The sequence below is a fragment of the Nonomuraea sp. NPDC049758 genome (assembly GCF_040674635.1).
GTDB lineage: Bacteria > Actinomycetota > Actinomycetes > Streptosporangiales > Streptosporangiaceae > Nonomuraea.
The window spans coordinates 224,713-245,138 of record NZ_JBFAMZ010000008.1; the positions used below are offsets into that span (position 1 = coordinate 224,713).

The 20,426-nt window shown below is 72.9% G+C and carries 19 protein-coding genes; 9 read left to right on the forward strand and 10 right to left on the reverse strand.

The window, feature by feature from the left end; genetic code table 11:
* Nucleotides 1-6 precede the first annotated feature (6 nt).
* The 7 genes from rfbB to AB0J46_RS22945 are packed head-to-tail and all read right to left on the reverse strand — an operon-like array spanning nucleotide 7 to nucleotide 8,029.
* Nucleotides 7-990: a dTDP-glucose 4,6-dehydratase gene (gene rfbB, locus AB0J46_RS22915; protein ID WP_352327799.1), complete on the reverse strand. Its 984-nt coding sequence runs from the start codon at nucleotides 988-990 to the stop codon at nucleotides 7-9.
* A gap of 30 nt (nucleotides 991-1,020) precedes the next feature.
* Nucleotides 1,021-2,376, reverse strand: coding sequence for a nucleotide disphospho-sugar-binding domain-containing protein (locus AB0J46_RS22920; RefSeq protein WP_352359918.1), 1,356 nt, complete (start codon nucleotides 2,374-2,376; stop codon nucleotides 1,021-1,023).
* A gap of 5 nt (nucleotides 2,377-2,381) precedes the next feature.
* Complete coding sequence (locus AB0J46_RS22925; RefSeq protein WP_358295596.1) at nucleotides 2,382-3,734, reverse strand: condensation domain-containing protein; 1,353 nt, start codon at nucleotides 3,732-3,734, stop codon at nucleotides 2,382-2,384.
* Entirely contained in the window at nucleotides 3,731-4,819 is a 1,089-nt protein-coding gene (hppD, locus tag AB0J46_RS22930; RefSeq protein WP_364335135.1) for a 4-hydroxyphenylpyruvate dioxygenase, read from the reverse strand. The genes AB0J46_RS22925 and hppD overlap by 4 nt, the downstream gene beginning before the upstream one ends.
* Before the next feature lie 3 nt (nucleotides 4,820-4,822).
* Nucleotides 4,823-5,035: an MbtH family protein gene (locus tag AB0J46_RS22935; RefSeq protein WP_364335137.1), complete on the reverse strand. Its 213-nt coding sequence runs from the start codon at nucleotides 5,033-5,035 to the stop codon at nucleotides 4,823-4,825.
* Between the two features lie 10 nt (nucleotides 5,036-5,045).
* Complete coding sequence (locus tag AB0J46_RS22940; protein WP_364335139.1) at nucleotides 5,046-6,800, reverse strand: non-ribosomal peptide synthetase; 1,755 nt, start codon at nucleotides 6,798-6,800, stop codon at nucleotides 5,046-5,048.
* Nucleotides 6,801-6,811: 11 nt separating this feature from the next.
* Nucleotides 6,812-8,029, reverse strand: coding sequence for an NAD(P)/FAD-dependent oxidoreductase (locus tag AB0J46_RS22945; protein WP_364335141.1), 1,218 nt, complete (start codon nucleotides 8,027-8,029; stop codon nucleotides 6,812-6,814).
* A 148-nt stretch (nucleotides 8,030-8,177) separates the two neighbouring features.
* Between AB0J46_RS22945 and AB0J46_RS22950 the strand changes: the two genes are divergently transcribed.
* The 4 genes from AB0J46_RS22950 (at nucleotide 8,178) to AB0J46_RS22965 (ending at nucleotide 12,039) form a co-directional block, all read left to right on the forward strand.
* Nucleotides 8,178-9,491, forward strand: coding sequence for an extracellular solute-binding protein (locus AB0J46_RS22950; protein ID WP_364335143.1), 1,314 nt, complete (start codon nucleotides 8,178-8,180; stop codon nucleotides 9,489-9,491).
* A 141-nt stretch (nucleotides 9,492-9,632) separates the two neighbouring features.
* Entirely contained in the window at nucleotides 9,633-11,099 is a 1,467-nt protein-coding gene (locus AB0J46_RS22955; RefSeq protein WP_364335145.1) for a multicopper oxidase domain-containing protein, read from the forward strand.
* Between the two features lie 18 nt (nucleotides 11,100-11,117).
* A complete protein-coding gene (locus AB0J46_RS22960; protein ID WP_358295576.1) occupies nucleotides 11,118-11,525 on the forward strand; it encodes a DoxX family protein in 408 nt (135 codons plus the stop codon).
* A 61-nt stretch (nucleotides 11,526-11,586) separates the two neighbouring features.
* A complete protein-coding gene (locus AB0J46_RS22965; protein WP_352359900.1) occupies nucleotides 11,587-12,039 on the forward strand; it encodes a DUF1579 family protein in 453 nt (150 codons plus the stop codon).
* Nucleotides 12,040-12,077: 38 nt separating this feature from the next.
* Here AB0J46_RS22965 and AB0J46_RS22970 read toward each other — a convergent pair whose 3' ends face one another.
* Nucleotides 12,078-13,061, reverse strand: coding sequence for a helix-turn-helix domain-containing protein (locus tag AB0J46_RS22970; protein ID WP_364335148.1), 984 nt, complete (start codon nucleotides 13,059-13,061; stop codon nucleotides 12,078-12,080).
* Nucleotides 13,062-13,165: 104 nt separating this feature from the next.
* Between AB0J46_RS22970 and AB0J46_RS22975 the strand changes: the two genes are divergently transcribed.
* A complete protein-coding gene (locus AB0J46_RS22975; RefSeq protein WP_364335150.1) occupies nucleotides 13,166-14,332 on the forward strand; it encodes an MFS transporter in 1,167 nt (388 codons plus the stop codon).
* Nucleotides 14,329-15,081, forward strand: coding sequence for a methyltransferase domain-containing protein (locus tag AB0J46_RS22980; RefSeq protein WP_364335152.1), 753 nt, complete (start codon nucleotides 14,329-14,331; stop codon nucleotides 15,079-15,081). The genes AB0J46_RS22975 and AB0J46_RS22980 overlap by 4 nt, the downstream gene beginning before the upstream one ends.
* A 14-nt stretch (nucleotides 15,082-15,095) precedes the next feature.
* Here AB0J46_RS22980 and AB0J46_RS22985 read toward each other — a convergent pair whose 3' ends face one another.
* On the reverse strand, nucleotides 15,096-15,803 hold the full coding sequence (locus AB0J46_RS22985) for a helix-turn-helix domain-containing protein (RefSeq protein ID WP_364335154.1): 708 nt from the start codon (nucleotides 15,801-15,803) through the stop codon (nucleotides 15,096-15,098).
* A 100-nt stretch (nucleotides 15,804-15,903) separates the two neighbouring features.
* Between AB0J46_RS22985 and AB0J46_RS22990 the strand changes: the two genes are divergently transcribed.
* Nucleotides 15,904-16,842, forward strand: coding sequence for an NADP-dependent oxidoreductase (locus tag AB0J46_RS22990; RefSeq protein ID WP_364335155.1), 939 nt, complete (start codon nucleotides 15,904-15,906; stop codon nucleotides 16,840-16,842).
* Nucleotides 16,843-16,893: 51 nt separating this feature from the next.
* On the opposite strand, the gene AB0J46_RS22995 is transcribed toward AB0J46_RS22990, so the two are convergent.
* Entirely contained in the window at nucleotides 16,894-18,177 is a 1,284-nt protein-coding gene (locus tag AB0J46_RS22995; protein ID WP_364335156.1) for an acyltransferase, read from the reverse strand.
* A 239-nt stretch (nucleotides 18,178-18,416) separates the two neighbouring features.
* On the opposite strand from AB0J46_RS22995, the gene AB0J46_RS23000 reads away from it, so the two are divergent.
* Complete coding sequence (locus AB0J46_RS23000; RefSeq protein WP_364335157.1) at nucleotides 18,417-19,202, forward strand: tryptophan 2,3-dioxygenase family protein; 786 nt, start codon at nucleotides 18,417-18,419, stop codon at nucleotides 19,200-19,202.
* Nucleotides 19,199-20,398 (forward strand): kynureninase, encoded by a 1,200-nt coding sequence (locus AB0J46_RS23005; protein WP_364335159.1) that lies wholly within the window; start codon nucleotides 19,199-19,201, stop codon nucleotides 20,396-20,398. The genes AB0J46_RS23000 and AB0J46_RS23005 overlap by 4 nt, the downstream gene beginning before the upstream one ends.
* Nucleotides 20,399-20,426 lie beyond the last annotated feature (28 nt).

Consider the following 20,426-nt stretch of genomic DNA (forward strand, 5'->3'; position numbering starts at 1 on the left):
TGATCTTCAGTGGGCGGCCACGGCGAGCTCGCGGTGCTTGAGCGGTTCCCACCAGGACCGGTTGTCCCGGTACCAGGCGACGGTCGCGGCCAGCCCGGTCTCGAAGTCGACCGACGGCGCGTAGCCCAGCTCCCGCTCGATCTTGGAGATGTCGAGGGAGTAGCGCAGGTCGTGCCCCGGCCGGTCGGGGACGTGCTCGACCATGTCCCAGCCCGCGCCGCACGCCTCCAGCAGGCGGGCGGTCAGCTCCAGGTTGCTCAGCTCGCTGCCGCCGCCGATGTGGTAGACCTCGCCGGCCCGACCTCGGTCGAGGACCATCCGGATGGCCCGGCAGTGGTCGGAGACGTGCAGCCAGTCGCGCCGGTTGCCGCCGTCGCCGTACAGGGGCACCCGGCGGCCTTCGAGCAGGTTGGTGACGAACAGCGGGATGACCTTCTCGGGGAACTGGTAGTGGCCGTAGTTGTTGGTGCAGCGGGTGATCACGACGTCCAGGCCGAGCGTGCGGTGGAAGGCCAGCGCGAGCAGGTCCGAGCCGGCCTTGGAGGCCGCGTACGGCACGTTCGGCGCGAGCGGCGTCTCCTCGGTCCACGAGCCCTCGGCGATGGAGCCGTACACCTCGTCGGTGGAGACGTGCACGAAGCGGCCGACGCCGTGCCGCAGGGCCGCCTCCAGCAGGGTCTGGGTGCCCAGCACGTTGGAGCGCACGAAGCCGGTCGCGCTGACGATCGACCGGTCGACGTGCGTCTCGGCGGCGAAGTGCACGATCGCGTCCTGCCCGGCCACCACCTCGTCGGCCACGAGCGGGTCGGCGGTGTCGCCCTGCACGAAGCGCAGCCCCGGGTGGCCGGCCACCGGGTCGAGGTTCTCCAGGTTGCCGGAATAGGTGAGCTTGTCCAGGACGGTGACCCGCGTGCCCGGCGAGTCGCGCAACGTGGCTCTGACGAACTCCGAGCCGATGAAACCGGCGCCGCCGGTGACCAGGATCCGCAACTGTCCGCCTCCTGTCTGAGGGGTCGACGGCTACCGGGCGGCGGCGGTCAGCCGCTCCAGCTCCGCGACGATGTCGGTCGGGCTCGGCGTGGCCAGCCAGTCCTCGTGGATGGCGGCCGCGCCCTTGGTGAACGAGGGGTCCTTCAGCACGCGCAGCAGCTCGTCGCGGATCTCGGCCGCGGACTGCGTCTGGTGGTTGATCCGCACGCCGGCGCCGCGCGTGGTGACGTACCGGGAGGTTCGGGTCGAGGTGAGCTGTTTCTGGCACTGGAGCTGCCAGTCGATGCCGCCCTCGACGGGGGTGCCGACGAGCCGGTTGTGCTCGTCGGTGTCGCAGACGACCTGCGGGACGTTCATGGCCGAGGCGGCCGCGAAGGTGCCGATCGAGCCGTGGTGGATGATCGCCGAGCAGGTCGGCAGGAGCTGGTCGAGCGGCACGTAGTCGAACACGCGCACGTTGGCGGGCAGCGGGCGGTCCAGGTCGAGCAGCTGGTTGGCGTCCAGGGTGGCGACGACCTCGGCGTCCAGGCCGTCCACGGCCTCCATCAGCTTGGCGGTGCGGCCCCAGTCGCCCTTGAAGAACGTGCGCATCGACACGCCCAGCGAGATCGCCACCCGCGGCCGCTCCGGCGGTCGGCGCAGCCACTCCGGGACGACGCTCGCCCCGGTGTAGGGGACGTACCGGACGGGCAGGCGGCGCACGCCGGGGGTGGGCAGGCTCATCCCGGGCGGGAACGGGTCCACCGTCCAGTCGCCGAGCAGCAGGTTGTCGTCGACGGTCACGCCGTACCTGTCGGCCAGCGGGCCGATCACCCCGGTCATGGGGTTCCGCTCGCCGCTGCCGGCGAACTTGTCCGCGGCCCAGGCGGTGTAGTCGGGAGCCAGCAGCGTACGGGCGTGGGCGGCGCCGCAGACCCGGGCCGCCACCGCGCCGCACGGGAACCACGGGTCCCACAGGACGAGGTCGGGCCGCCACTCGCGGGCGAACTCGACGACGGCCTGCACGTCCTGGCGGGGCTCCGGCGGATGGTAGTTGCGCATGGTCAGCAGGGCGAAGTGGTAGAAGACGTCCCAGGGCGGGCGTTCCGCCTCGGTGATGCCGAGCGCGGCGACCAGGCGCTCCGACTCCTCGATCGTCGGGATCAGGCCGGCGAACCCGGGGTAGCCGCGGTCGTGCACCGACAGCGGCTCGGGCGCGCCGCAGGAGACCGCGGTCAGCCCGGCCGCGTTCACCGACCGGTGGAAGTCGGGCACCGAGACCCCGGTGTCGACGCCCGGCGGGGCCGCCACCACCACCTGGTGCCCGGCCGCCTGCAACGCCCAGGCGTAGGGCACGATCGGCAGGAAGTGCGCCGTCGCGGGGAAGACGGTGAACATCACGCGCATGGCGATCACTCCAGAGGCGAGTCGGGGGCGGCCAGGCCGGCGCGCAGGATCTCGCCGAAGTCGGCCACCATCGTCACGATCGTGCTCTCGGTGAACAGGTTGCTGTTGTAGGCGAAGTTGCCGAAGATCTCGCCGGAGGGGGCGATGTCGAAGGTGAGCAGCGCGCCGTCGGGGATGTCGGTGCCGTTGGGCTGGTCCAGCAGGCGTTCGCGGACCTCGGCGATCTCCAGGTCGCCGACGCGCTCGCCGTCCAGGCCAGTGGCGAACTGCCAGACCTGGAGCGCGCACAGCGCCTTGCTCTCCAGCGCGGCGTCGGCCATCAGCTCGGGCGCCTCGGCCACGATCTGCAGGAACGGGATCTCGTTGGCGTAGGAGTCCATGCAGGTCCGGCGGGAGCGCTCGACGACCTGCCGGAAGGTGGCGCAGCCGTCGAGGCCGGTGCGCAGCGGCAGGAAGTTGAAGAACGGCCCCACGGTCTCCTGGAACTCCGGCTGCCCGCGTCCGGAGCTGATCACCGGGACGACCAGGTCGGTGGCCCCGGTGATCCGGCTGAGCAGCACGTTGTAGGCGGCCAGCAGCACCATGAACGGCGAGCTGCGCATCGTCCTGGCGTAGCTGATCACCCGGGCGGAGACGTCCTTGGGCAGCGAGAACCGGTGGACCGGGCAGAGCTTGGCCAGCCCGGCCGACCTGGCGTGGTCGGTGGGGACGGCCAGCATGCGCGCGCCGCGCAGCCGTTCGGCCCAGAAGTCGCGGGCGGCCTGGGTCTCGGCGCTGCCGGCCTGCTCCTGCTGCCGGCCGGCGTACTCGTGGTAGGGCCGGGGCTCGGGCAGCGGCGGCACGGCGTGACCGCGGCGCTCGGCGTAGCGGGTGACGATGTCGCGGATGAGCAGCTGCATGGACCAGCCGTCGCCCGCGGTGTGGTGCACGATCAGCGCCAGCACCGCGTCCTCGTCGTCGAACCGGCCGAGGATGGCGCGCAGGTGCGGCAGCTCCTGGAGGCTGTAGGAACCGGCCTCGACCTCGGTGAGCAGCTCCTCGGCCCGCAGCGCGCGCTCCTCGGGGGCGGCGGCCGGCAGGTCGACCACCAGCAGCCTGGCCGGCGCGGACGGCTGCCGCACCTGGTACGCCTCCCCCTCCCCCCGGGTGATCGTCATGTTGAGCGCGTCGTGCCGGTCGGCGACGTCGTCCATGGCGAGCTGGAGGGTGTCGACGTCGATGCGGCCGCGCAGGCGCCAGCCGACGACGATGTTGTAGCGGGCGCTGAAGGGCCCCTGGGCGTCGCCCTGGTCGAACAGGCGCAGAAAGTGCTGGGTGTAGGACAGGGGGTACCGGATCGCCGGCGGGGAAATGGTCATGCTGCCGCCTCCGTGCGGGCATCGCGTCGGCCGCTGCGCTGGAGCTCCACGGCCCGGTAGAGGGCGCTGATGTTGCCGCTGCCGAAGCTGCGGGCGCCCAGTCGCTCGATGAGTTCGAAGAAGAAGGTGTCGCGGGGGTGGGTGGAGCGGGCGAAGATCTGGTAGAGCTGCCCGTCGTGGTCCTCGTCCACGAGGATGTCTAGCCGGGCCAGGTCCTCCAGCCGGTACTTCACCGGCCGGACCCGTTCGGCGAGCAGGCTGTAGTAGACGTCGGGGGCGGTCAGGAACTCCACCCCGCGGGCCGCGGTGCCCTCCACCGCGGTCACGATGTCGGCGGCGGCCAGCGCCAGGTGCTGCACGCCCGCGCCGCCGTGGTCGCGCAGGAACTCGTCGATGTGGCCGGGCGTCCTGGTCACGTCCGGCTCGATCAGCGTGAACGTCACCTCGCCGCGGCCGCGGCTGCGGACGACCTTGGTGGTCATGGCCTGCGAGCCGACGGCGATGCGCTCGGCGAAGGTGAGGTCGAAGCCGAGCACCCGCCGGTACCACTCGACGGTGGCGTCGAGCTCCCCGGCCGGGACGCACACGGCCAGGTGGTCCACCTCCTGCAGCCCGAGGGCCGAGCCGGCCGGCCGCGGCCCGGTGTCGCGGAAGCCGGGCAGCGCGCGCTCCCGCGCCCCGGCCGGGCGCTGCACGAACGTGTGCAGCACGTCGCCGAAGCCGTGGACGGCGGCCGTGACGAAGCCGTCGCGCCCGGTGGGGGCCGAGACCGGACGGGCGCCGCGCCGCACCGCCTCGTGGTAGGCGGCCGCGGCGTCGGGCACGCCGAGCGCGATGTCGGACACGCCGTCGCCGTGCCGGTCGAGGTAGCCGGCGGCGGGGTGGTCGGCGGCCAGCGGCTGGGTGAGCACGAACCTGATCCGGTTCGTGCCCAGGGCGGCCGCGCGGGCCCGGCCGTCCTGGGCGGTGGCGTAGGCCGCCAGGCCCAGGGAGCCGGTCAGCCGGGCGGTCTCGCTGTCCAGGTCGCCGACGTAGAAGCCGATGTGGTCCAGGCGCAGGTCGTCGAAGATCGTCGTGGTGGTCATGGGCTATCCGGCATCCGTCCGGGCGGCGAGACCGCGCGGGCGCAGGTCCGTCCAGTGGGCGGTGACGTACTCGGCGCAGGCGTCGCGGACGGCGGGGCCGAAGGCGACCTCCCATCCCGCGGGCACGTCGGCGAAGGCGGGCCACAGGCAGTGCCGGCCCTCGTGGTTCACCAGCACGCGGAAGGCCGCGTCCCGGTCGTCGAATGGGTTGCTCATCTCGTCCCTCTCACTGGGTGCGCGCGCCGGCCTCTAGCCACTCGTCCAGGCCGGCCACGGTCGCCGCGTCGAACAGGTCGCCGATGGACAGGTTCACGCCCAGCGCCGCGCGGATCCGGCTGACCAGCCGCATCGCCAGCAGCGACTGGACGTCCAGGTCGAAGATGCTGTCGTCCACGCCGACCCGCTCGACGCCGAACACCTCGGCGAACACCGTGCACAGCACCTCCTGGCGGGGGTTCTGCGGCGCGCGGTAGGCCGAGCCGGGCTCGGTGTCGGGGTCGGGCAGGGCCGCGCGGTCCACCTTGCCGTTGGCGGTCAGGGGCAGCGCGTCCAGCACGACGAACGCCGTGGGCACCATGTAGTCCGGCAGCGACGTGCGCACGTGGGCGCGCAGCGCGGCGGGGTCGGGGGCCTCGGCGGCCGGCACGACGTAGGCGACCAGGCGTTTGTCGCCCTGCCGCGACTGCCCGGCCACGACGGCGACGTGCGCCAGCCCGGGATAGCCGGCCAGCACGGCCTCCACCTCGGCCAGCTCCACCCGGAAGCCCAGGATCTTGACCTGGTCGCCGGCCCGCCCGATGAACTCGATCTGCCCGTCGTCGTTGCGCCGGACCAGGTCGCCGGTGCGGTACATGCGCTCGCCGGGCCCGCCGAACGGGTCGGCGACGAAGCGCTCGGCGGTGAGGTCGGGACGGCCGTAGTAGCCCCGGGCCACTCCCCTGCCCGCGATGTACAGCTCGCCCTCCAGGTCGCCGGGGACCGGGCTGAGGCGGTCGTCGAGCACGTAGAGCCGCACGTCCCGCATCGGGCCGCCGACCGGCACGGTGGTGCCCAGCTCGGTCCCTGCGGTCAGGGGCGCGTGGGTGGAGAACAGGGTCACCTCGGTCGCGCCGTACATGGCCCGCACGGTCGTCCCCGGGCAGGCGGCCAGCACCTGGCGGACGGCGGCGGGCACGATCACGTCGCCGCCGGTGAGCACCTCGCGGACGCCGGCCAGGCAGTCCGCCCCCTCCTCGGCCACCACGCGGAACAGGCCGGCGGTCAGGTGCAGCCCGGTGATCCGCTCCTCGCGGATCAGCCGGCGCAGGGTGTCGAGGTCCGGCTCGCCGGGCGGCGCCACGACGATCGTGCCGCCGTGCAGCAGCGGCACCCACAGCTCGTACGTCGAGACGTTGAAGGCGTACGGCGCGACCATCAGGACGCGCTCGTGGGCACCGGTGTCCCAGCAGGGGTCGAGGGCCAGCCCCAGCACGTCCCAGTGGGTGACCGCGACGCCCTTGGGGTGCCCGGTCGAGCCCGAGGTGTAGATGACGTAGGCCAGGTCGTCCGGGCCGGTGGCGACGTCCGGCTCCGTGGCCGGGTGCGCCGCGGTGGCGGGGTCGTCGTCGGCCAGCAGCGTCGCGGGGGCCGACGGCAGGCCCGCGGCGGCCTTGGCGCGGTCGGCGACCAGGACGGGCGTCCCGGAGGAGTCGACGATCCACTGCCGGCGGTCGGCCGGGTAGGCGCTGTGGACGGGCAGGTAGCAGCCGCCCGTCTTGAGGATCGCGAGGAGCGTGACGACCAGCTCGGCCGAGCGCTCCATCAGCACCGCGACCGGCGTCTCGGGGCCGGCGCCGAGCCCGCGCAGGCGGTGGGCGAGGCGGTTGGCCCGCTCGTCGAGCTCCCGGTAGGTCAGCCGCACCGGGCCCGCCGACACCGCGACCGCGTCGGGCGTGCGCCTGGCCTGCTCGGCGACGTGTCCGTGCACAGTTGTAGGCGACATCAACGGGTTCCTCAGTCGTCGTGGAAGATGGCGTGGATGCCGGAGACGCCCGAGAGCATCGTGGCGAAGTCGATCTTGCGGGGGCGGAGCTTGCTGGGGTCGAGGGTCTTCTGCGCCCTGTCCCAGTACTCCTCCTTGTGCTTGGTGCGGTCGTAGAAGAAGCGCACGAAGTCCAGCAGGGAGTCCAGGAACTCGCGGTAGTCCTTCTCGTAGCGCGCCAGCACGGCCTCCTCCGAGGCCGGGTCGTTCAGGATCTCGTCCACCGCGCCGGCCAGCCCGTGGGCGCCGCGCAGCGCCAGGCCGACGCCGGTGGACAGCAGCGGGTCGATGAAGGCCGCCGCGTCGCCCACCAGGGCCCAGCCGGGGCCGTGGAAGCGGGTGCAGGTGTAGGACCAGTCGCGGATGCTGCGGAAGCCGCTGACCCGGGTGGCGCCCTCGGTCAGGGCCCGCACCTCCTCGGCGGCGGCCAGCTCCGAGGCGTACAGGTCCTCCAGGCTCTTGCCGGACTTCTTGTACTCCTCGATGGGGGTGACGTAGCCGACGCTCACCGTGCCGTCGTGCAGGGGGATGAACCAGAACCAGCCCGCGGGGCGGTTCTCGGTGACGGTGTCGCCGAAGCGCGTGCCGCCGTAGCGCTTGCAGCCCTGCCAGTACGACCAGACCGCGATGTTGCGCAGGTCGTCGTGGTACTCGATGAGGTCGAAGCGGCGGGCCAGCAGGTGCTGCTGCCCGGTGGCGTCGATCAGCAGGCGGCAGCGGGCGGTGCGCTGCTCGGCGTCGCCCTTCACCGTGTAGGTGACGCCGGTGACGCGGTCGCCGTCGAACACCAGGTCCTTGACCGTGGCCTCCTCGAACACCGTCGCGCCCAGCTCCCTGGCCCTGGCCAGCAGGAGGGAGTCGAAGTCGGCGCGGCGCACTTGGTAGGCGTACTCGTAGTTGGACGCCTCGGCGAAGCGGAAGTCCCAGGTGCCCTGGTTCCTGCCCCACAACAGGGTGCCGCCGTACTTCTTGACGAACCCCATCTGGTCGAGCCGGTCCTTCAGTCCCAGCTCCTCCAACGTGGGCATGGACCCCGTGATCAGCGACTCGCCGATGTGGTAGCGCGGGAACTTCTCCCGCTCCAGCACCAGAACCCGGTGCCCCCGCTGGGCCAGCAGTCCCGCCGTACCCGAGCCGCCAGGGCCTCCGCCGATCACGACAACGTCGAACTCGTCATGAGTGTTGATCACCGTGCTCCTCCGTTTCGCCGCTCTGCGACTCGCAGTCAGGGTCACATTCACGTCGCGGGGCCCACATCCTTTGAATTGCTGTCTGAGCTCACGAAACACCGCATTTCACAAGATGTGCGGCAGGGTGGCCGCGTTCATCATGAGGCGAATGAGAACGGTCATCAGCGTCTGGATCGCCGAGCATCCCCTGCCGGACTACCTGGGCCCGATCAGGAGGATGGCCGCCGACTTCGAGGCCGCGCACCCGGACCTCCGGATCGAGATCACCGGGCACGGCTTCCGCGAGCTGCCCGCCGAGGTGGCCCGCGCGGCCGGCCGGGGCGAGCCGCCGGACCTGGCGGAGTACTACGCCACGGCCACCCGGCTCGCGCTGGACACCCGGGCGCGTTCCGGCGCGCCGCTGTTCACGCCGATCGAGCGCGCCGTCGGGGGACGCGCGGAGATCTTCGGCGAGCCGGTCGTGCTCGCCGACCTCGAACCGGCCGTCCGCGGCCACTACACCTACCGCGGCGAGCTCGTCGCCGCGCCCGCGACGGCGACCACGGCGGTGCTGCTCACCAACGCCACCCTGCTCCGCGCGGCCGGCATCGACGCGCCGCCGCGCACCTGGGAGGAGCTGGAGCGCGCCTGCGCCGCCGTGCGGGCGCTGCCCGGCGGCCCGCCGCACGGCGTCTCCTGGGCCAACCACGGCTGGCTGTTCCAGCAGGCCGTCGCCGGGCAGGGCGGCCTGCTGGCCGACCACGACAACGGCCGCGCCGGCCGCGCCGGACGGGTGGACCTGGCCTCCAAGGAGCTGCTGGCCTACGCCGACTGGTGGCGGCGCCTGCACGCCGAGGGCCACTACCTGCGCGCGGGCGAGCCCGGTGACTGGGGTCCGGCGCTGGGGGCGTTCCTGGGGCAGCGGGTGGCGTTCACGATCGCGTCCTCGGTGGTGACCGGCATGATCGCCGAGCGCGGGCGGGAGTCCGGGTTCGAGGTGACGGCGAGCCCGCTGCCGCACAACGAGAGCCTGCCGCGCGCCGGGCACCTGGTCTCCGGCCAGGCGCTCTGGCTGACCGACGGGCTGCCGCCGGAGCGGCGGGACGGCGCGCTGGCGTTCGTCCAGCACCTGCTCAGCGCGGGCAACGCGGCGCGGTGGCACCGGGAGGCCGGTTTCCTGCCGGTCACCAGGGCCGCGGCCGGCCTGCTGGAGGAGGAGGGCTGGTTCGACCGGCACCCGGTGCACCGGGCCGCGACCGCCCAGCTCCGTGCGGCCGACGGCTCCCCCGCCGCGCTGGGCGCGGTGCTCGGGGACTTCGCCGGGATCCAGGACCTGATGACGCAGGCCATGGCCCGGGTGCTGGACGGCGCCGACCCCGACGACTGCTTCGCCGACGCGTCCCAGCGGGCTCAGAGCCTGCTCGACGCCTACAACGCCGACTGCCTGGACGGGCGCACCCCGCGCCGCCTGTCGGTGGGCTGAACCACCGCCGCCTTCCGGGCGGCGGCACCGCTCCCACGGCATCCGCCCGTGAAGTGAGCACTTCAGAAGAAGACCGTGCCGGCGGGCGATGCCACGCTCGGACATGGCGATGGGAGTTCCCGTATGTTAAGCCGACGGCGCTTGATCGTTCTCGGTGGCCTGGCAGGAGGCGCCGCGCTCACCCCGGTGTCCCGCGGGCTGTTCGGCGAGCCGGAACAGCAGGCGCAGCAACAGCACATGATGCGCATGCACGACCACGGGGGCCGGGTCCCCGCGGTCCGCACCGGCGCCACCGCGGCGCCCTTCAGCGTCGCGATGCCGGTGCCCCCGGTGCTGGCCCCCGTGGCCACCCTGCCGGGCATCGACTTCTACCGGCTGTCCATCCAGCAGGCGACCACCGAGATCCTGCCGGGCGTGAGCACGCCCGTGCTGACGTACGGCGGCCAGTTCACCGCCCCCACCATCCGCGCCCGGCAGGGCCGCAGGGCGCTGGTCACCTTCGACAACAGGCTCGGCCACGAGGCGAACGTGCACCTGCACGGCGGCCGCGTGCCGGCGGCCAGCGACGGGTACCCGATGGACCTGATCGCCGACGGCAAGTCGAAGACCTACGACTACCCGAACGCCCAGGCCGGCGCCACGCTGTGGTACCACGACCACACCCACCACATGGAGGCCGAGCACGTCTACCGCGGCATGCACGGCTTCTACCTGGTCGAGGGCGCCGACGAGCAGCAGCTCGGCCTGCCGTCCGGGGCCTACGACGTGCCCATCCTGCTGCGCGACGCGCTCTTCGACGACCAGGGCGGGCTCGTCTTCGACCCGGCCGACCCCTACAACCGGCCGACGCTGATCGCCAACGGCAAGGCCCAGCCCTACTTCAAGGTCGCGGCCCGCAAGTACCGGCTGCGCCTGCTCAACGGCTCCACGCACCGGATCTTCGAGCTGTCGCTGAGCAACGGCGCCCAGATGACGCAGATCGCCACCGACTGCGGCCTGCTGGCGGCGCCGGTGCCGACGTCCAAGCTGGTGCTCTCCTCGGGCGAGCGGGCCGAGGTCGTGATCGACTTCGGCGCGTTCCCGCTGGGCACGCAGATCACGCTGGAGGACGTGAGCGGGTCCGTGCTCCGCTTCGACGTCGTCCGGCGGGCCGTCGACCGCAGCCGCGTGCCCGGCCAGTTGCGCGCGATGGTCCCGCTGGCCGCGGCCACGCAGACCCGGCAGCTCACCCTCAGCCTGGACCCGGTCAACATCCAGGCCCTGATCAACAATCAGGCGTTCGACGCCAACCGGGTGGACATGCAGGTCAAGCGGGGAACCAGCGAGGTCTGGGAGGTCACCAACTCCGACACCAACGTCGGGGGCTCGGGCTTCGGCGTCCCGCACAACTTCCACACCCACCTCGCCCAGTTCCGGATCCTGGACCGCGACGGCACGCCGCCGCAGCCGGGCGAGGCGGGATGGAAGGACACGGTGCTCATCCAGCCGGGCGAGACCGTGCGCTTCCAGGCCAGCTTCGGCGACTACCTGGGGCGATACGTCTACCACTGTCACATGTTGGAGCACTCGGCCATCGGGATGATGGGCCAGATGGAGATCATCAACTAGTTCCTCAAGGAGGACTGCATGAGCACCACGAACAGCACGACCGCCGTCGGCCGGTCCACCGGCCGCGGCGTCAACATCGCCCTCTGGGTCGCCCAGGTCCTTCTGGCGTTCCAGGTCGGCCTGGGCGGCGTGCTCAAGCTCGCCGGCGACCCGACCATGGTCGCCATGTTCGACGACATCGGCGCCGGCCAGTGGTTCCGTTACGTGGTCGGCGTGCTGGAGATCGCCGGCGCGATCGGGCTGCTGATCCCGCGTCTGAGCGGCGTGGCCGCGCTGGCGCTGATCGGCCTGATGATCGGCGCGGCCGGCACCAACGCGATCGTGCTGGGCGGCGTCCCCGTGATCGAGGCCGTCCTGCTGGTCGTCCTGGCTCTGGTCGTCTGGGGCCGCTGGTCCCGCGTCAAGGCGTTCTTCGGCGCCAAGTGAGCTCACCCCCGCCCGGTACGCGATCGGCGTACCGGGCATCGACCTGTCCCGTGGAGGGAACATGACAGAGACCGCCAACCCGCAGAACCAGCTGCCCACCCCCGACCCCTCGCTGCAGACCCTGCAGCCGCTGGTCGGCACGTGGGAGATGACGGGCAAGGACTTCGGCACCGGCGAGGCGACCGGCGGCCGGCTGGTCTTCGAGTGGATGGACGGCGGCTTCTTCCTCGTCCAGCGCGTCGAGATGAGCCACGGCGGCGGCACGATGACCGGCGTGGAGTACATCGGCCACGACCCCGAGAGCGGCGCGCTGCGCTCGCACTACTTCGACAGCACCGGCAACAACTTCGTCTACGTGTGGAAGCTCGACGGGCGCGACCTCAACATCTGGTTCGGCGCGGAGGGCTCGCCGGCCGGGTTCAGCGGCGCCTTCAGCGAGGACGGCCGGACCATCAGCGGCCGGTGGGAGTGGCCGGGCGGCGGCTACGAGGCCACCATGACCCGGGCGGGCTAGCACGGCATCCTGATGTCATGGCGTCCTGGCCGGTCCGGCTACCTCGCCGCGTGGTCGCGTTCCGCCTCAGGCCGCCCGCCGAAGGCCAGGCGGTAGTCGCGGGGCGGCAGGCCGACGTGGCGGGTGAAGTGGTGGCGCAGGGTCAGCGGGGTGCTGAAACCGCAGCGCCGGGCGATGGCGGCGACCGGCAGCTCGCTGACCTCCAGGAGGTGCTGGGCGGCCAGGACGCGCTGGGTCAGCAGCCACTGCAGGGGCGTGTCGCCGGTGGTCTGGACGAAGCGGCGGGCGAAGCTGCGTTCTGACATGCGGGCCAGCTTCGCCAGCTCCGGGACGGTCCACGGGTGGGCCAGGTCGTCGAGCATGCGTTCGCGCAGGCCGGTCAGGCTGTCGGACGGCCCCCCGCCGGCGGGGACGGGGCGGGTGATGAACTGCGCCTGGCCGCCCGGCCGGAACGGCGCGGTGACCATGGTGCGGGCGATCTCGGCCGCGGCGGCGGCGCCGTGGTCGCGGCGGACCAGGTGCAGGCACAGGTCGATGCCCGCGGCCACGCCCGCCGAGGTCCACACGGTGCCGTCCCCGACGAACAGGACGCCGGGGTCGACGCTCACCTCGGGGTGGCGCTGTGCGAGCTGCTCGGCGTCGAGCCAGTGGGCGGTGGCCTTGCGGCCGTCCAGCAGGCCCGCGGCGGCCAGCACGAACGCCCCCGAGCACAGGGACGCGACGGTCGCGCCACGGTCGTGCGCGGCGCGAAGCGCGGCGACCACGTCCGGGTGGACGGGCCTGGCCGGGTCCTGGACGCCGGGCACGATGACCAGGTCGCACTCGTCCAGGCCGTCCAGGCCGTGATCGGGAACACACCTCACGCCCGTGCTCATGGTCAGCGCGTCACCGCGCGGCCCGCACGTGCGCACGTCGAACGCCGGGACGCCGCGATCGGTCCGGTCCATGCCCCAGACCTCGCTGGCCACGGCGTAGTCGAAGACGCGGACCTGCTCGGTGACCACGATCCCCACACAGCGCATGGCGGAAATCTATCCCACCCGTGCGTTTCTGCCACTCACGGCTCCACAGGCTCGGCGGCCAGGCTCAGAGGCGATCGTCCGCCTGAGATGAGGAGCGCAACGCCATGCCGCTGGCCCTGTTGGCCTTGGCCGTCGCGGGTTCCGCCGTCGGAACCTCGGAATTCGCCATCATGGGCCTGCTGCCGCAGGTCGCCGCGGGGGTCGGGGTGTCGATCCCGGCCGCCGGCGTGCTGATCAGCGGTTATGCCGCCGGTGTGATCGTGGGGGCGCCGCTGCTGACCGCGATCTCGGCACGCCTGCCGCGCCGCACGACTCTGCTGATCGTCGCGGCGCTGCTGACGGCGGGCAGCGTCCTGTCGGCGGTCGCGTCCGGCTACGGCCTGCTGATGGCGGCCAGGGTGCTCGCCGGGGTGCCGCAGGGCGCGTTGTTCGGGGTCGGGTCGGTGGTGGCCGCCGAGCTCGTCCCGCCGGAGCGGCGCGGACGGGCGATGTCGGTCATGTTCGGCGGGTTCACCCTGGCGAACGTGGCCGGGGTGCCGCTGGTGACCTGGCTGGGGCAGGCCGCCGGCTGGCGGGCCACGTTCTGGGCCGTCGCCGGGCTCGGCGCGCTGTCGCTCGCGGGCATCGCGGCGCTGCTGCCCGGCCGGCTGCGTCCCGGGGGCGAGGCCGGGCTGCGTTCGGAGCTGTCGGCCCTGCGCCGGCCGCAGGTCTGGCTCGCGATGGCCGTGACGACGGCCGGTTTCGGCGGCGTCTTCGCCTCCTTCACCTACGTCGCCCCGATGATGACCCGGGTCGCCGGTTTCAGCAGTTCCAGCCTGACGGCGCTGCTGGTCGTCTTCGGGCTGGGCATGGCCGCGGGCAACGTGCTGTCCGGCTACTTCGCCGGCCGGCGGCTGATGCCCAGCCTGTACGTGTTCCTCGCCGGGCTCACCGTCGTGCTGGGCCTGTTCACGGTGACGGCGCACGACAGGGTGCTCGCCGCCTGCACCCTGTTCCTGCTGGGATTGTTCGGCTTCGCGACCGTCCCCGCCCTGCAGATGCGTGTCCTGGACAAGGCCGCCGGCGCTCCCACCCTCGCCTCCGCGCTGAACCTGTCGGCCTTCAACGTCGCCAACGCGCTCGGCGCCTTCCTCGGCGGGCTGGTGATCACCGCCGGGTTCGGCTACACCGGGCCCAATGCCGTCGGCGCGGTGCTGGCCGCCGCCGGGCTCGCCCTCGCCGTCTGCTCGGGAGCGATCGACGCGCGCGCCAAGGAGGCGGTCCTGCGATGACCTCCGACGCCGAGCGCTACACGCCCGGTCATGACACCTTCGCCGTCGATTTCATGGCCGCCAGGCGCGCCGCGACGCACGCGGGCTTCTTCCTGCCGTACCTGGCGCCGGGGATGTCGGTGCTCGATCTGGGCTGCGGGCCCGGCACCATCACCACCGACCTCGCCGCCGTCGTCGCACCGGGGCACGTGCTGGGCCTGGACCAGCACGCCGCCCAGCTCACGGGCGCCCGCGCGGCGGCCTGGCAACGGGACCTGACGAACGTCGAGTTCCGGCAGGGGTCCTGCTACGACATCCCGCTGGAGGACCGGTCGGTGGACCGCGTCTTCTCCCACGCCCTGCTGGAACACCTCGCCCACCCGGCCCGCGCGCTGGCCGAGATCCGCAGGGTGCTGCGGCCCGGCGGAACGGTCGGCCTGTGCAGCCCCGACTGGGGCGGCTTCCAGCTGAGCCCTCCCCTGGACGACGCCGTCGGCGCCTACACCCGCCTGCAGCAGGCCAACGGCGGCGACCCGTACGCCGGCCGCAAGCTCGGCCGGCACCTGCGCGAGGCGGGGTTCACCGGCATCCGTCTGGACGCGCACCACGAGCGCCATGCCGACCCGGCCCGCATCGCGGGCTACCTCGCGATCCAGCTCGACCGGGCGGAACAGCCCGCCCACGCCGACCGGCTGCGCGCCTGGGCCGCCGCCCCGGACGCCCTGTTCGACCAGGCCTGGGTCTCGGCCACCGCCACCCGTCCCGGCTGACGCCGGTCGCCTGCTCACCCCAGGTCGTCGCCGGGGCCGGCGGCGGGGCGGGTGAGGCGGACCATGGCCCGGTACAGGGCGGTGGGCGCGGGGGTCGGCTCCAGCGGGGGCAGGTCGGCGCCGGGGGCGGCGTAGGCGCGCAGCATCTGGCCGACGAGGCGGCGCCAGGTGTCCGGGGCGGCGTCCCCGGTGGCGGCGATGACACCGGCGTTGGCCATCAGCAGGATGACCATGTCCTGGTCGGTGAAGTCCGCCCGCAGCCGGCCGGTGGCCTTGGCGCGGGCGATGAGGTCGAGGAAGCCGTGGTAGGCCGCGGCCCGGCGCTTCTCCAGCGCCTTGGCCGCGGGGAAGGTCATGGCCAGCACGTCGGCGAAGCCGCGGTCGGCGGCCTGCATGGCGCACACGGCCTGGACGTAGCCGACGAAGCCGTGCCAGGGGTCGGGGTCGGCCAGCGCCTGCGCGACGGCGGCGGCGTAGGCGTCCATGCGGTCGGCGAAGACGGCGTTGATCAGCTCTTCGCGGGTGGCGAAGCGGCGCGACAGGGTGGCCTTGCCGACCCCCGCGGCACGGGCGATGCAGGCCATGGAGACGCCGAGGCCGTGGCTGGCGTACAGGCGGCGGGCGGTGGCCACGATGCGTTCGCGGTTGCGTTCGGCGTCGGCGCGCAGGCCCGGCCCGGGCTGGTCGCCTGAGGGTGCGGAGGCGTCGGCGGGATGATCCATGGCTCCATCCTACCCAAGTGGAACGACCTACCCACTTTTCTTGTTACCCTGGGTGGCACGAAACGGGTAGCCCGTTCCACTTTTCTGAGAGGTGCAGCTCATGCGTGCTGTCATGCTGAATTCCGTCCCCGCCGACCCGGCCCTGGCCGACCTGCCCGTCCCGCGGCCGGAGGCCGGCGAGGTGCTGGTGAAGGTCACCGGCTCCGCGGTCAACGGCTTCGACCTGGCCGTGGCCGCCGGCTTTCTGCAGCAGATGATGGAGCACCGGTTCCCGCTGGTGGTGGGCAAGGACTTCGCCGGCACCGTCGAGGCGCTCGGCGAAGGCGCCGAGGGCTTCACCGTCGGGCAGCCGGTCTTCGGCGTGGTGATGAAGCCGTTCCTCGGCCCCGGCTCGATGGCCGAGTACGTGACCGTGTCCGCCGGTTACGGCATCGCCCCGCTCCCCGAGGGTCTGGCCGCCGCGGAGGCGGGCGCGCTGGGGCTGGCCGGCACCGCGGCGCTGGACAGCCTCGACGCCGTGGCCCTGACCGAGGGTGAGACGGTGCTGATCTCCGGCGCCACCGGCGGCGTGGGCGCGCTGGCCGTGCAGCTGGCCGCCGCCCGCGGCGCCCGGGTGATCGCCACCGCCCGTCCCGGCGCTGAGGCCGACTTCGTCACCGGGCTCACCGCCGCCGAGGTCGAGCTCGTCGACCACGGCGGCGACCTGCCCGCCCAGGTCCGCGCGCTGGCCCCGGCGGGCGTGGACGCCGTGCTGCACCTGGCGGGTGACGGCGCCGAGCTGGCGGGGCTGCTGCGCGGCGGCGGCCGGCTCGCCTCGACCCTCGGCCTGACCCAGGACGCCGTCCCGGATGCCGCGATCACCGTGCACCCCGTCATGGCCGACCCGAACCCGCGGACCCTGAGCGAGCTGGCCGCCCGGGTCACGGCCGGCGCGCTGCGGGTTCCGGTCACCGCCACCTACCCGCTGGAGCAGGCCCCCGAGGCGTTCGCCGCCTTCCGCGCGGGCACACTCGGCAAGATCGCCGTCACCTGCTCCTGACACCCTCGGCCTGAGCCGAACAGCCGCCCCGGCAAGGCCACCCCCCAACCGCTAGACCGGGACGCGCGGGCTCTCGGCCGGGCGGCGCGGCTCGGGCTCGGCGCGGCGGGCCACCAGGCGCTCGCGCAGCCGCATCGCGGGCAGCTCGACCAGGTAGTAGCTGACCGTCGCGACCGCGACCGTGCCCACGAGCACGACCGCCAGCAGCTCCCAGAAGCCGGACTTGCCCATCACCACCGGCATCGGCACCGGCGGCGCGCCGAAGACGCTGCCGTTCTGCAGCCAGAGGTACTGCAGGATGAAGTGCCACAGGTAGACGCCGTAGGAGATGCGGCCGAAGAAGCGCATCGGACGGTTGGTGAGCACCGCGTCGATGACCTTCGAGTGCACGCCGGGCACCACCACCGGGGCGATGACCAGCAGCGCGAAGATCAGGAACAGCACCATCTCGGCCATCGCCTCGGGCACGGTGGCGTAGTCGGCCATGCCGGGCTTGCCGAACGGCCGGATGCAGTTGATCACGTAGACGACGGCCGCGCCCAGCCAGAACAGCAGCGGCCGGCGGGCCACCAGGCGGTAGAAGGCGGGCGTGGTGTCCTTGGCCTCCGCGTACGCCGACAGGATGGCCAGGCCCATGCCGATGGCCAGGAAGCCGGTGAAGCCGATCACCCAGAAGTACTCGTACGGGAAGGGGCCCATCGACTCCAGGTGCGTGTACGCGGTCCAGGCCAGGCCGACGAGCACGAAGACACCGAGCGGGACCAGCAGGCGGCGGGCCTTGGCGCCGGGGTCGGCGGCCTTCCTGGCGTACCGGTCGAAGATCCAGGCCAGGATGGGCAGCGCCAGGTAGAAGGTGACCTCGGCGGGCACGGTCCAGGTGGGCTCCAGCCCGGCGTAGCCCGCCTCGGGGCCCGGCACGTAGTAGTGCATGAGCAGCAGGGGGCTGAGCACGTACCAGAGGCCGTCGACGCTCTTGAGGTTGAGCAGCAGCAGCGCCGCCACGGCCACCAGCCAGTACGCGGGCAGGATCCGCAGCATGCGCTTGATCAGGTAGCCCTTGAGCTCAGGACGCGGCGTGCCGACGATCGTCGCCCTGGCGAACGGCCGGTACAACAGCAGGCCGGACATCACGAAGAAGGGCGGCAGCAGCACGTTGAGACCCTGGATCAGCACGGGCCAGATGCCGACGGACGGTTTGTCGTAGAAGCCGATGACGCCGGCGGCGAAGGCGACGTGCACCACGATCACGCCCAGTGCCAGATATCCGCGCAGCCCGTCGAGCCGAGGGGCACGTTTGCCGGGGCCGCCCCTCTTGATGATCTCCGGTGAGGTCATGGCATGTTTCCTCGCAGTTCGCTCGCTGATGGGGCTCGGCGCCCCCTCGGCGCCATCGTCACGCGGGGCCGCGGGCGGCCGCATCTCGTGTCGTGCTGAATTCCCCGTGCCGCCGGACGGCCTTTTCCACATCTTCCGGAATGCGTTTCCGGCGAATTGCAGGAAGCGGTCCCGGCGGGGCAGGTAGCTGCCCGGGAATGCCCTGTCGTCCGTTCCCCGGGGCGCGCATCGTTGGGGCCATGAGAGAAGACACCGTCCTGACGTACTCGTCCTACCTGGCGCTGGAGGAGATCCTCACGGCGCAGCGACCGGTTTCCGAGAGCCATGACGAGACCCTGTTCATCATCGTCCACCAGGTGTACGAGCTGTGGTTCAAACAATTGCTGCACGAATTCGCCGAGCTGCAACTCGAACTCGCCGGCGGATTCACCGCGCACGCCATGCGGACTTTGCACCGGTCCTTGAAGCTGATGCGGCTGGCGGTCTCCCAGATGGACGTCATGGAGACGATGACGCCGTTCCAGTTCGCCGCCTTCCGCGGCAAGCTGGGCACCAGCAGCGGCTTCCAGTCGGCGCAGTTCCGCGAGATCGAGGCGGTGCTGGGCCGGCGCGACGAGCGCATGCTGCTCGGCCAGGCCGAGGGCACCCCGGCCCGCGCCCGGATCGAGGCGGCGATGGCCAGGCCCACGCTGTACGACTCGCTGCTGACGTACCTGTACCTGCGCGGCTACGAGGTGCCGCAGGACCGGCTGCACCGTGACGTACGGCTGCCGCTGGAGCCGTCGGAATCGGTCCAGGACCTGCTGCTGCGGGTCTACCGGGACGACACCGGCGCGGCCCAGCTCTGCGAGCGGCTGGTGGACCTGGACGAATGCCTCCAGGAGTGGCGGTACCGGCACCTGAAGATGGTCGAGCGCACCATCGGCGCCCGGCCGGGCACCGGCGGCTCCAGCGGCGGGGCGTACCTGCGGGCCTCGCTGACGCCGTCGTTCCCCGACCTGTGGGCGGTCAGGAGCATGGCATGAACGACATCTCGGGACGCCTGGCGCCGCACTACTCGGCCTTCCGCGCGGCGGACCGGCTGCTGCTCACCGGCCACTCCCACCAGGCCTGGCCCGACGTGGCGCTGGCCGGGCAGATCGAGGCGTTCGACGACGCCGCCAGGGACGTGGACGACAAGTGGGCCGCCGCGTTCAAGAAGGCCGACCGGGTCAGGGAGGGGTTCCGGCTCTTCCTCGGCGACCCGTACGCCGAGCTGGCCCTCGGGTCCAGCACGCACGAGCTGGTGCTGCGCTTCCTGTCGGCGCTGGACCTGCGCGGGCGGCCCCGGCTGGTCACCTCCGGCGGCGAGTTCCACACGCTGCGGCGCCAGCTCGCCCGGCTGGCCGAGGAGGGGGTGGAGGTGGTCGTCGTCCCGCCGGAGCCGGTGGGCACGCTGGCCGCGCGGCTGGCGGACGCGGCCGACGGGCGCACGGCCGCCGTGCTGGTCTCGGCGGTGCTGTTCGAGACGGCCAGGATCGTGCCGGAGCTGGACGCGCTCGCCGCCGCCTGCCGCCTGCGGGGTGCCGAGCTGCTGGTGGACGCCTACCACGCGCTGGGCGTGGTGCCGTTCTCGACGGCGGGCCTGGACTCGGCGTGGGTGGTGGCGGGCGGGTACAAGTACCTGCAGCTCGGGGAGGGCAACTGCGTGCTGCGGCTGCCGGCGCACGCCGACCGGCTGCGGCCGGTGGTGACCGGGTGGTACTCGGAGTTCGCCGAGCTGGCCGAGGACCCGCGGGCCGGCGGCCGGGTCGGCTACCCGGCGGGGGCGGCCCGGTTCGCGGGGGCGACCTACGACCCGGTGAGCCACTACCGGGCGGCCCGGGTGTTCGACTTCTTCGCCGCGCAGGGGCTGACGCCGCAGGTGCTGCGGGCGGTGTCGCTGCGGCAGCGCGGGCTGCTGGCGGCGCGCTTCGACGAGATCGGCGCGCCCGCGCACGTGGTCAGCCGGGACCTGGACGCCGGGCCCGAGGAGTTCGGCGGGTTCCTGGCGCTGCGCTCGCCGTACGCGGGGCGGCTGCGGGCGGGGCTGGCGGCGCGGGGGGTGCAGGCCGACAGCCGGGGCGAGTACCTGCGGCTCGGGCCGGCGCCGTACCTGTCGGACGCGCTGCTGCACACGGCCATGGACCGGCTCACCGCGGAAATCCGCTCACTGCCGTCCGGCGCGAGGCGGGCGGCGTGAACACGAGGGGCGGCGGCCCACAGCCGGG

Coding starts and splice junctions, on each gene's coding strand:
- AB0J46_RS22920 (WP_352359918.1), bottom strand. CDS start 2,376: ATGCGCGTGATGTTCACCGTCTTCCCCGCGACGGCGCACTTCCTGCCG.
- AB0J46_RS22925 (WP_358295596.1), bottom strand. CDS start 3,734: ATGACCATTTCCCCGCCGGCGATCCGGTACCCCCTGTCCTACACCCAG.
- hppD (WP_364335135.1), bottom strand. CDS start 4,819: ATGACCACCACGACGATCTTCGACGACCTGCGCCTGGACCACATCGGC.
- AB0J46_RS22935 (WP_364335137.1), bottom strand. CDS start 5,035: ATGAGCAACCCATTCGACGACCGGGACGCGGCCTTCCGCGTGCTGGTG.
- AB0J46_RS22940 (WP_364335139.1), bottom strand. CDS start 6,800: ATGTCGCCTACAACTGTGCACGGACACGTCGCCGAGCAGGCCAGGCGC.
- AB0J46_RS22950 (WP_364335143.1), top strand. CDS start 8,178: ATGAGAACGGTCATCAGCGTCTGGATCGCCGAGCATCCCCTGCCGGAC.
- AB0J46_RS22960 (WP_358295576.1), top strand. CDS start 11,118: ATGAGCACCACGAACAGCACGACCGCCGTCGGCCGGTCCACCGGCCGC.
- AB0J46_RS22965 (WP_352359900.1), top strand. CDS start 11,587: ATGACAGAGACCGCCAACCCGCAGAACCAGCTGCCCACCCCCGACCCC.
- AB0J46_RS22970 (WP_364335148.1), bottom strand. CDS start 13,061: ATGCGCTGTGTGGGGATCGTGGTCACCGAGCAGGTCCGCGTCTTCGAC.
- AB0J46_RS22975 (WP_364335150.1), top strand. CDS start 13,166: ATGCCGCTGGCCCTGTTGGCCTTGGCCGTCGCGGGTTCCGCCGTCGGA.
- AB0J46_RS22980 (WP_364335152.1), top strand. CDS start 14,329: ATGACCTCCGACGCCGAGCGCTACACGCCCGGTCATGACACCTTCGCC.
- AB0J46_RS22985 (WP_364335154.1), bottom strand. CDS start 15,803: ATGGATCATCCCGCCGACGCCTCCGCACCCTCAGGCGACCAGCCCGGG.
- AB0J46_RS22990 (WP_364335155.1), top strand. CDS start 15,904: ATGCGTGCTGTCATGCTGAATTCCGTCCCCGCCGACCCGGCCCTGGCC.
- AB0J46_RS22995 (WP_364335156.1), bottom strand. CDS start 18,177: ATGACCTCACCGGAGATCATCAAGAGGGGCGGCCCCGGCAAACGTGCC.
- AB0J46_RS23000 (WP_364335157.1), top strand. CDS start 18,417: ATGAGAGAAGACACCGTCCTGACGTACTCGTCCTACCTGGCGCTGGAG.
- AB0J46_RS23005 (WP_364335159.1), top strand. CDS start 19,199: ATGAACGACATCTCGGGACGCCTGGCGCCGCACTACTCGGCCTTCCGC.